General features: G+C 53.7%; 2 protein-coding genes and 2 pseudogenes. All 4 read right to left on the reverse strand.

Going from position 1 to position 4531, the window contains the following annotated elements; all coding sequences use genetic code 11:
- Positions 1–880 precede the first annotated feature (880 nt).
- The gene (locus C7H84_RS33915; RefSeq protein ID WP_240462178.1) at positions 881–1735 is read right to left on the reverse strand and encodes a phytochelatin synthase family protein; all 855 of its coding nucleotides are present in this window, start codon (positions 1733–1735) and stop codon (positions 881–883) included.
- Positions 1736–2747: 1012 nt separating this feature from the next.
- Complete coding sequence (locus tag C7H84_RS33920) at positions 2748–3218, reverse strand: hypothetical protein (protein ID WP_121862898.1); 471 nt, start codon at positions 3216–3218, stop codon at positions 2748–2750.
- Between the two features lie 748 nt (positions 3219–3966).
- Positions 3967–4091, reverse strand: a pseudogene (locus tag C7H84_RS37385) (IS110 family transposase); the annotation flags it as partial.
- 45 nt (positions 4092–4136) lie between these two features.
- Positions 4137–4300 (reverse strand): annotated as a pseudogene (locus C7H84_RS37390) (IS66 family transposase); the annotation flags it as partial.
- Between the last annotated feature and the right edge of the window lie 231 nt (positions 4301–4531).

A 4531-nucleotide genomic window follows, 5' to 3' on the forward strand; every position in this document is an offset into this window, starting at 1 on the left:
AGTCTTTTTGAACTGGCCTCTGAATCAGATCGACAAGATGCGGCAAGACGGGCGCTCGATGCTCGCATCAGGCAGCGTTTTCCCCTGTACTGCTCCAAACAATGCACTATGATTGCAGCCGCGCCCACCGGCTGCCACCAAGCGCCCGTCTTGCCGTGCCCACGCCCCGCAGCTTTATTCGCTCATGCTTATGTACGTACTCCTTCAGTACCGGGCGCTCGTCCGACTGCCGCATCGTTGGCCGCAAGGGTACTTGCCAATCGGTCCAAATGCACCGCGCTGACAAGAGTTCGCATCCGAAGAACATCAGCAACCTGCCGTGGACGCACCGTGATAGTCGTCGACGAATCGCCCTCGCCTCATCTGACGAAGCCGAAGATAGGTTTGCTACATTCAATGCGAAGATGCTGACATCTGGGGCTAAGCGAGGCGGACGTAAGAGAGATATCGAGTGTTCGTATAAGGCGGTGTTTGCCCTCGCCCTCCACTTTTTGAGATCAACGGCCGCAATCGCCTATGGTCCCTCGATATCTGGTGTACATCTGCCACTGTAAACCGGCCGGCACGATATCTCCATCAGACGCGCTTCTGTCCGCCCCGTGGTAGTGAATAGTCCGTCGGCGGTATGGCACCTGGGCGAGCCGTAAAACGCCCGAGCATTGTGGCCCATGTTACGCTCGACCAGTTCATCATCACGCAATCTGCATGCGCGCACTTTAAAAAAACGCTATAGTCGCAGACCCCTTGCTGAACGAAAACCCAATTTGTGTGCGCTGGTTTCATATGGCGGCGGATATCCCGAAGCTTCCACTAATGATGACCGCAGTCGCCAACCCTTGTCAGTATCCCCCATGGAGCCATCACCAGCGGTCAGGTGGTTTCATCGCTTGCTGACAATGAGCGCGCCACGCGCAAACCCGCTCTCATCATCGATCGCAACCGCGCCTTGATACAACTGTTTAATTGGAACCCATACGGGCGGGTACTTGTAACGTGCGACATCAAGCAGCAACGCGCTGTCGCTGGACTCGTCATATGCTGCGAGTGGCGACCAGTGCCCGCCACCTGCTTCTCCGATTATGGAGCGCTTGAAATTCAATAAGACAAACTGATCGCTGCGACTGACCGCCGCATGGATCATCGTGCGAAACTGTGTCAATGTCATATCATCGGCGTAGAATCTTTGCACTTTAACTGGGAAATTCTCCAGTACCATCCCTAACTGTTCCAGAGTCATGCCATGTTGAGCGACCGTCGTCGCGCTGGCCAACTGAGGATTTACCGACTCAAAGAAATCGTTCTGCGTGAAGTAACCGAGGTATGGGCACTGTGTACTTTGGGGCCGTTGTATACCCAACGCATTTAATGCAATGACCGATGTTGCGATGGAACAATATGCTTGATTCTGCTGAGTCTCGAAATGTGCCGACAACGGCCAGTAAGCGTGCTTGGCCGAAGTATCCAGTAGTCGTTGTTGGCCCTCCGGTTGCGTTAATGCAATCAGGTTCGATGGCACTTGCAATCGGCCATCAGATCCGATTTGCCGACATGCTGGCGCCAACGCAACCGCTGCTTCATTGAGCTTTGCAATAGATGCACGTGCGTTATCGACCGATACACAGGTAAGAAAAACAGCTACAAGAGATGCAGCGAACCATGACGGCCAATATGGCTTTAAATACGAATGCGATTCTGACCGGAAATACATAGCAACTCCTTGCTGATGAATTGACATCTGGAGTAATTCCCATAACTAATTGCAAGAATCCGGATGCTCTCGTATAGCAGCATTGACAGGAGGTCTCCATCCCGAAGGAGCTGGGAATGGAGGCTAATTGGCGACCGCGTCGACGCACCGTCATTCAGCGTTCGACCTTATGCCCCCACTCAACCTATAAAGCGCCCCGTCGCCGGCGTTTTATCAATTTGATTTTCAAGGCGATCGACGCCTATTTTGAAATAGCCCCTCTATCTGATATTGTTCTTATGTCCATATAAACAATCGAGGCCACCGCCTAAGAAAATGCCGACCGCACGGGTGCTACAAAACTCTTGAATACAACAACCGCCAGCCAAGGAACGTAGAATTATCTTGCTCGCGTTTCACGCGGCACGCTTTTAGAAAACGATCAGCACGGGATGCTCCCGGCTGCCCAACAAAGCTTAGCTACTCTGGCGCTCGATGCCATCGTGTCGGACGGCCAAACATACACGTTTTGCAGCCGTGTCTGGCAGCGCCACCGACCTCCCGAGTAGCCTCTCAGCAATTGGCGGTAGGAGGGACGATCTCTCGTGGAGCTGCAGCGGTGCGTTGTACAGCTGACTCTGAGATTTCTCTTCCGCGCCTTCGCGTGCGAGTCTTGGGCACTGTTAGCGGGCCGCCAGAGGTTGAGCATGATTGACGCACCGATACAACGTTGGCTTGTTGTCGATGCACTCCTGACTGCGAGCCCAAACGAGCGAACGCACCCCGCGCTTCACGTTGACCAAGATACCGCGTGCGATTCGCGTTGCAGGAGCCCACTTTCCGAAGGATTGAATGAAATTGCAAACTGCCCGTTTGGGCGTCGTAGCGTTAGCTCCTGTTCTTCAAAGTGATTTATCACCGCTGACCAGCCGGCGCCGAATGCTTGCATCAGATAACGTATCTCCCCCGACTCTGCAATTTCTCGTGGGGCAGAGGCCCGCCGCCTCAAGCAGCGCTCATGTAACAATGAACTTTGCGTTCCCGCCACTTTTGAAGCGATCTATGCATAAGGCTTCGTACGTCGTGGCAAATCACCGGCGATGAATGCGGACATGCGCTCAATGAACGTGAGGTCGAGGGTCGGTTCGCGACCTAGCCGGATCTCCTCACCGACGTGCGCGGGATGCATCAACACTCTGATGATTTGTGAGCCATTCTCCTGAAGAGCGCAGTAGCGCTCCAACAGTGTATCGTTGTCGACGCTGCTAGCCTCTGCCAGCAGGCTTTCGTACTTCCGTTTCTGCATACAAGCGCGGACTGACTTGACGCCGGGTTGGTATGCAAACGAGAAAGCACTTAGTGCGGCGACAATAATGCCACCCGTAATTGGGAGGATTCCGACCACGATGGTAATTCCAAGGAAGATTTGAGTAAAGCTGATAAAGCGATCCATGCGAGCCAGCAATATCTCGTGCATTCTCTCGAGCCGGATCGAATATCCAAGTTGGAAGAGGATTTCGAATCGTAGCATGACGCTGAACTCCTGATTGCTTGCGTTTTCTGGAATCGACGGGGGTAAAATATGTTAGTTTCACTCCGTGTACGCAGATCGGCACAATGCTTATTGATTCAAGGCATATCCCGGACGTGATAGATTAGCTCTTGCAGCCTAAAAAACGGCCTATGTTTTATCTTACAAAAGGTACTTGGCACCTTAGCATATTCATGCGCATCACGACCCGCGCGCCAGTTTCATTTTTCGCCCCTGGGCACGTGGATTGCATCAGCTGCGAATGGTGATTCTGGCGTTTCTATGATGCCGACACTGAGAAGCTGTCTCGAAATTACGTTTCGAGGCCATTAACTGATATGATTTTCCGAGTCAACCGATTGATTTCCCAATACATCTCCGAATTTCCTGAGAGGGCGTAACAGTTGGTTCGATGACAGAGCACGCTTCTATGAGCGAGATTATGCCAAGATCGCTTTCGCCGATATCGGCATACCATGTTTCCTGCGGGACACGGTCTGAAGTCGCCAGTGCGGTCGAGAGATGAACCAGTATCTCACCACCTTCTATCCGCTGGTATGTTGCCGGCCCTATCCTCATGCGCGCTGCACCGGAACCTCTTCCGAGAACATGCCCTAGTTGAAAATAATCGGTCACTTCAGGCAACCCAGAGTGGTCACCACCGGTGGTATTCGTTCCAACCGGTGGTAGCTTTGTAAATAAAGTGCTTAACCTTTGCATCGTCCGATCCCGAGAATCATGAAGAAACCTAGGCTGACTTAAGATCCGCGTCTTCGGGAAAGACTCTGTCTTTCAGATAGCGCCACAGGGCAACGGCAAGACGTCTCGCCACCGCGACGAAGCGATACGTCGCAAACGTCGATTCGGTCCCGTAAAGCACCGGCACTGGCGTATCGTCGGCATGGAGCTTCGTTGCGCGCACGCCGTGCAGGTCTTACGGGATTCGCGCCAATAGGTCTGGATCTCGCGCGGCAGATGTTCCGGCAATGGCTTGCTTGTACTTTTTCCGACGCCGTGCGTGGCATTCTAGGGATCTCGGCGAGCGCTGCGCCTTCGTCAGCCTCGAGCTCTTTCAAGCGCAGCCCTTGAGCGCTTCGATATCATCCAGATACGTATTCGCCGTCGTCATGCCGGCAGTCTACGCGCCGGCCTGCAGGTTTACAATGGTCGGCGCCGCCGTGCGTATCGGCTGACGTCAGTCGATGCCTTCCAGCAGCATCGACGGCTGCGCCTGACTCAGGCAGACGACACCTCCATCCGCGCGCGGCCAGATGAAACGGCCACGTTCGAGCCGTTTCATCAGCAAGCACATG

Source organism: Burkholderia sp. Nafp2/4-1b, from assembly GCF_003635165.1.
GTDB lineage: Bacteria > Pseudomonadota > Gammaproteobacteria > Burkholderiales > Burkholderiaceae > Burkholderia.